Consider the following 5,530-nt stretch of genomic DNA (forward strand, 5'->3'; position numbering starts at 1 on the left):
AACCCGGAAGCTAAGCCTGCCTGCGCCGATGGTACTGCACCTGGGAGGGTGTGGGAGAGTAGGACGCCGCCGGCATTCAACGTTAGATAGATGAAGCGGGGAGGGAGGCATACCAGGCTGGTATGCCTCCCTCCCCGCTTCTGTGCGCGTCCGTCGTTTCCGCCGCCTGTCGGCGGCCGAGGTGGCGTGCGCTGTCCGAGTCCCTACCCGGTGGGCCCGGACACTGGTTGTCGTCGACACCAGTGACCTCTAGAATCGGGACAGTTGAGCTGATTCCAGAAAGGTATCTGATGAGCGAGTCTTCCGACACGAGGGGATCGTACAACAACGGTCGCGACCGTGACCGACAGGATCGGGGCGGCGAGCGCCGTCCGCAGGGGAACCGCAACGCGTACCGGGGGAACAGGGACTCGCGAGACGACCACCGCCGTGACGATCGTCGTGGTGGTGGCTACCGGGGTGGCAGTGATCGTCGTGATGACCGTCGTGGTGGCTACGGTGACGATCGTCGTGGTGGTGGCTACCGGGGTCGCAGCGACCGTCGTGACGACCGTCGTGGTGGAGACCCCCGGAACGGGAGCTCGCGCAACGACAACGGCATGCGCCCCGACGGACGCCGTCGCGACCATCACAACGGCCCGCAGCGCTCCGGATACCGTGAGAGCCGCGTCAACAACCGCTTCAACGAGCCGGATGTTCCCGCCGACATCAGCCCGAAGGATCTCGACCCCGCGATCCGGCAGGAGCTTCGGAGTCTCTCCAAGGACAATGCGGACAAGGTTGCCGGCCATCTGATCATGGCGGCGTCCCTGATGGACCAGGACAGTGCCAAGGCGCTGGCCCACGCACGCGCCGCCAAGGAGCGGGGTGGTCGCGTCTCCATCACGCGCGAGACTCTCGGCATCGCGGCATACCACGCCGGAGAGTGGAAGGAAGCTCTCACCGAGCTTCGTGCCGCCCGGCGTATGGCAGGTGGCCCGGGTCTTCTCGCCGTCATGGCAGACTGCGAACGTGGCCTGAACCACCCCGAGAAGGCGGTCGAACTCGGGACCTCAGAGGAAGCTGCCCAGCTGGACCCGGAGCAGCGCGCGGAACTCGCCATCGTCATCGCCGGGGCGCACCATGACCTCGGTCAGACGGAGGAGGCGCTGCTCGTGCTGGAACCGGAGACTGCCGCCACTGACCTTCCCGAGGTGACGGCACTTCGTGTCACCTACGCCTACGCTGACGCCCTCGCGGCCGCCGGTCGGACCGATGAGGCTCGGACCTGGTTCACCAGGGCCGGGAAACTCGACGTACACGGCGTCCTTGACGTCGAAGACCGACTCAACGAACTCGGCGAGTGACCTGCCGATGACGTCACTGTCCTGCCTGGCCGCCACGCCTCACCGGATCCTCGACCGCTATGATGCCCTGCTCGTCGACCTCGACGGGACCGTGTTCCGCGGCGGGGAACCCGTCGACGGTGCACGCGAGGGGCTGTCCGGGCGTGCGTCCGTGTTCGTCACCAACAACGCGTCCCGGTCCCCGAGGGAGGTCGCCGAGCATCTCACCGCGCTCGGCTTCGATGTCGTCCCGTCCGACGTGCTGACCTCCGCACAGGCTGCCTGCGCGCTTGCAGCGTCGCTGCTCGGAACTGCCGGTGAGTCCCAGCCCACGGCCCTGGTGGTGGGGGCGGCGTCGTTTCGGGACCTTGCCGTGGACGCGGGTTTCCGCATCGTCGACTCCGCCGACGAGCGTCCCGATGTCGTGCTGCACGGTCACAGTCCGCAGAACAACTGGACCGTGCTCTCCGAGGCAGCCCTCGCCGTGCGCGCCGGTGCCGAGTATGTCGCCTCCAACATGGACACCACGCTACCGAGCGAACGTGGACTGCTCATCGGCAACGGCTCGCTTGTGGCCGCAGTGGTCAGCGCCACGGGTGTGACCCCGCACAGCGCCGGCAAACCTGGCCCCGCGATGTTCGAGGCCGCCGCACGACAGCTCGGTGCCCGGCGTCCACTGGCAGTCGGTGACCGGCTGGACACCGACATCGCCGGCGGAATCGCCGCCGGCGTGGACACCCTGTGCGTCCTCACGGGGGTGTCCGGGCACCGCGAGATCCTGCACACGCCCTGGCGTCCGACGTGGATCGCGGCGAACCTGCGGGACCATCTCGACGGCTGGTCGGCGGCCGCCGACGGTGACACCGTCGTCGTGGCCTCAGGACGTGCCGGCTCCCGCGACATCATGGCAGCCGAAGCCCTCGCCGTCGCCGCTCCGCTGGTCTGGGCGGCCGAGGACAGGGGAGAGACCCCCACGGTCGTCGCAGCCTCCGGCGACACGGCCGCGGTCACGGCGCTGGAGGCCTGGCGGTGAGCGCCCCCGTGCCCGGCCCCGACCGGTTCGACCCCGACGCTCTCGTACGGGAAGTCGACGCCCTCCTGGCGTCCGATGCGGAGGGCGCCGAGGAGGCGGAGGTGCTCGAGCGCGCCCACCGGGTGATCGCCGATGCACTGGACGGACACCGGAACGATGATGAGAGGCACTGATGGTCAGGTCCAAGGGAACACAGCTTCGTCGACTCGACGCCGAACTCGTCAGGCGCAAGATCGCCCGGTCCCGTGAACACGCCCGCGAGATGATCCTCGGTGGGCGGGTCAGCGTCAACGGCATGGTGGCGGCAAAGCCGGCCACCGGCGTCGACGGTGAGATGTCCATCCGCGTCACCGAGAGCGACGACGACCGGTGGGCTTCACGTGGCGCGCACAAGCTGCTCGGCGCACTCGCGGCCTTTGAGCCGCAGGGCCTCGACCTCGCCGGAACCCGGGTACTCGACGCCGGCGCATCCACCGGTGGCTTCACCGACGTCTGCCTGGACCGGGGCGTCGACGAGGTGCTCGCCGTCGACGTCGGATACGGCCAGCTCATCTGGCGGCTGCAGAACGACCCCCGGGTCACCGTGCTCGACCGGACGAACGTCCGCACTCTCACCCCCGGGCAGCTGGGCGGACAGGCCGACGCGATGGTCGGTGACCTCTCGTTCATCTCCGTGGAACTGGTCCTGCCCGCACTCGCCGCGTGTGTGCGGGACGGCGGCAGTCTGCTGCCCATGGTCAAGCCCCAGTTCGAGGTCGGCAGGGACCGGCTGGGGCACGGCGGCGTCGTCCGGTCCCCGGAACTCCGGGCCGAGGTGACCCTCGGTGTCGCCCGGGAGGCCCTGCGTCACGGTATGTCGACGCGGGCGGTGACCGCGTCCCCGTTGCCCGGGCCGAGCGGAAACGTGGAATACTTCCTGTGGTTGATCAAGGACGGCGGAACGACGGCCCCGACCGACGAACAACTCGTGGCCATGGTCGAGACCGCCGTCGAGGAGGGACCCCAGTGACCGACACCAACCCCGCTCCCCGTGAGGTGCTGCTGGTGGCGCACACCGGCGGAGATGACAAACTCAGCTCCGCCGCCGCGGCCGCCCAGCAGCTCGCAGACGGTGGCCTCACCGTCCGTGTGATGTCCACCGGGGATCCCGCCCCGGTCGCCCGGCACGAGATCCTCGGCAGGTTCCCCCGCTACGGGCACACGCCGGACGCCGCGCGGGGCGTGGACCTGGTGCTGGTGCTCGGCGGCGACGGGACCTTCCTCCGTGCCGCCGATATCGCCCACGCCCAGGACGTGCCCGTCCTGGGCGTGAACATGGGCCACATCGGTTTCCTCGCAGAGTGGGAGGGGGAGGACCTGCCGGCTGCGATCGACCGGGTCATCGCCGGCGACTACCGCATCGAGAACCGTATGACGCTGTCGATCACCGTGCGGGACGCACAGGGGCGCGTCCTGGGGACCGGGTGGGCGCTCAACGAGTGTTCCGTGGAGAACCTCAACCGCCAGGGCGTGCTCGACGCGACCCTCGAGGTCGATCAGCGACCGGTGAGCTCCTTCGGCTGTGACGGTGTCCTCGTTTCCACCCCGACCGGGTCCACCGCCTACGCGTTCTCCGCGGGCGGGCCGGTCCTTTGGCCGGAGCTCGAGTCCATTCTCGTGGTCCCCTCCAACGCGCACGCACTGTTTTCACGCCCGCTGGTCGTCTCCCCGGACTCCACCGTCGCCGTGGAGAGCAACCCGATGACCTCGCCGGCGACTGCGGTGATGGACGGGTTCCGTCAGATCCACATGCCCCCCGGCTCCAGGGTGGAGGTTCGTCGAGGCCCGCAGGACGTCCGTTGGGTGCGACTGGACTCGGAGCCCTTCGCCGACCGGATGGTGAAGAAGTTCCGGCTGCCGGTCACCGGTTGGCGGGGGCCACGACGGTGAATGCCGTGCGGGGTGCTGGCATCTCGATCACGTGTTCGGTAAGATCTGCTCCATCATGTTGACTGAACTGCAGATCCGGAATCTCGGGGTCATTGAGGAAGCCACGGCGGAGTTCGCCCCCGGCTTCACCGTCGTCACCGGCGAGACCGGCGCAGGTAAGACGATGGTGGTCACGGGGCTGAAACTCCTGTCGGGGGCGCGGGCGGAGGCGCAGCGGGTGCGCGGGGGGACTGACAAGGCCTCGGTGGACGGTGTCTTCCGGATCATCGGTGGAGATGCCGACGGTGGCCCGGATTCCGGCGACTCCGGGAAGCTCGCTCACATGGTCGAGGAGGTCGGGGGGTATGTCGATGACGGGGAAGTGGTCGTCTCCCGGTCGGTCAATGCCTCGGGTCGTTCCCGGGCGCATCTGGCGGGCCGGACGGTCGCCGCCGGCGTGCTCGCTGACTTCACCTCCCGACTACTGACCATCCACGGGCAGTCCGACCAGCTGCAGCTCACCGACCCCGCCCGGCAGCTGCGCTGTCTCGACAGTTTTGCGGGGCTCGGTGACGACCGCCGGGAGTACCGTCGGCTGCGGCGCCGGTGGGCCGGACTGGCACGGGACCTCAACGACCGGACCGTTAAACGACGTGAGCTCGCCCTGGAGGCGGAAACTCTCCGTCACGCACTGGCACAGATCGACGAGCTCGATCCGCAACCCGGTGAGGATGAGGAGCTCAAGGTCCGGATCAGTCGTCTGCAGGACGCTGATGACGTCCGCTCGGCCGTGGCCACCGCACTCGCCGCCGTGGACGGGGATCCGGAGGAGGCGGGCGAGTCCGCCGCCGATGCGCTGGGTATGGCGGCCAGTGTCCTCGAGGCCGCGGCGGGGGACGACCCGAGGATCGCCGGACTGGGTAGTCGGCTCGCCGCCCTGGTCGGGGAGCTGGCGGACATCTCCGGTGAGCTCGGAAAGGTCCTGTCCACCGCGCCGGACCCGGAGAATCTGGAGGACCTGCTGCAACGGCAGCAGGACCTCCGTGAACTCCGGACGTTCGCCGTCGATGTGGACGGGGCGCTGGCCTGGCGCGACGAGGCGCGTGAACGGCTCAGCGCCATCGACGTCTCCGATGACGTGCTCGAGGAACTGAGGGGGAGCGTCTCTGCGGCCGCAGAGGAGATGCTCACCGCCGCACGACGGCTCGCCGCAGGTCGCGTCGCGGCCTCGGCACGGTTCGCCGAGGCCGTGACCGCGGAGATC

At 69.2% G+C, this 5,530-nt stretch carries 6 protein-coding genes; all 6 read left to right on the forward strand.

The features are described from left to right. Positions 1-290 precede the first annotated feature (290 nt). Positions 291-1,346: a tetratricopeptide repeat protein gene (locus QZV72_RS09660; protein ID WP_297007885.1), complete on the forward strand. Its 1,056-nt coding sequence runs from the start codon at positions 291-293 to the stop codon at positions 1,344-1,346. Between the two features lie 7 nt (positions 1,347-1,353). Next, a complete protein-coding gene (locus QZV72_RS09665; RefSeq protein ID WP_297007900.1) occupies positions 1,354-2,358 on the forward strand; it encodes an HAD-IIA family hydrolase in 1,005 nt (334 codons plus the stop codon). Beyond that, positions 2,355-2,531 (forward strand): hypothetical protein, encoded by a 177-nt coding sequence (locus QZV72_RS09670; protein WP_297007888.1) that lies wholly within the window; start codon positions 2,355-2,357, stop codon positions 2,529-2,531. Before QZV72_RS09665 ends, QZV72_RS09670 begins: the two co-directional genes overlap by 4 nt. Then, positions 2,531-3,367: a TlyA family RNA methyltransferase gene (locus tag QZV72_RS09675; RefSeq protein WP_297007892.1), complete on the forward strand. Its 837-nt coding sequence runs from the start codon at positions 2,531-2,533 to the stop codon at positions 3,365-3,367. Before QZV72_RS09670 ends, QZV72_RS09675 begins: the two co-directional genes overlap by 1 nt. Beyond that, positions 3,364-4,287: an NAD kinase gene (locus QZV72_RS09680; RefSeq protein WP_297007895.1), complete on the forward strand. Its 924-nt coding sequence runs from the start codon at positions 3,364-3,366 to the stop codon at positions 4,285-4,287. The genes QZV72_RS09675 and QZV72_RS09680 overlap by 4 nt, the downstream gene beginning before the upstream one ends. Positions 4,288-4,342: 55 nt before the next feature. Next, the coding region (locus QZV72_RS09685) for an AAA family ATPase (RefSeq protein ID WP_297007897.1) at positions 4,343-5,530 on the forward strand (1,188 nt) is incomplete at its 3' end.

The sequence above is a fragment of the uncultured Corynebacterium sp. genome (assembly GCF_902782855.1).
In the GTDB taxonomy this organism is placed as follows: Bacteria; Actinomycetota; Actinomycetes; order Mycobacteriales; family Mycobacteriaceae; genus Corynebacterium.